General features: G+C 43.4%; 1 protein-coding gene. It reads right to left on the bottom strand.

Annotation, left to right across the window (positions count from 1 at the left end):
- On the bottom strand, positions 1–489 hold a 489-nt coding region (locus H4J63_RS19835), incomplete at both ends, for a transposase (RefSeq protein WP_182198114.1).

Genomic DNA, 489 nt, shown 5'->3' on the forward strand with positions numbered 1-489 from the left:
AAATTCGAACGGTCCTACTTTTGGGCCGTTTTCTTTTTTCTGGAAGAATATAACGTTTCACTCGTTCTCGCATTGCCCTTAATTTCTTTGGAATTGAACCTGGCGAAGCGATGGCACACCAGAGTATTTCATCCTGTATATCCCGCAAAGCCATGACAAAACTAATTCTCAGCGGGGAGACTTTAGCCTCTTTGGCTATTCGACTTATCTCTACTCGAATTAAATTGTAGGCTAGCAATATACCCCATAACTCTTGATTGACTCCATCCACAGTCTGACTACGCAAAAGAATACTATCCTCAAGCATCTGGTGTTTTATTTCTCCATAGCTATTTTCAATTTCCCAGCGCTCGAAATAGACATCAAGAATGGCCTGTGCACCAAAAGCCTGTTTATCATCCAAAGAGCACAGCAGACCTTTTATTTTTCCAGGCCCCATTGGCTCAGGATAAAGAACCAGTCTGGCCTGCCAGCACTCAGGAAGCGAAG

The organism is Pseudoalteromonas sp. 5Ae-yellow (genome assembly GCF_014077565.1).
GTDB lineage: Bacteria > Pseudomonadota > Gammaproteobacteria > Enterobacterales > Alteromonadaceae > Pseudoalteromonas.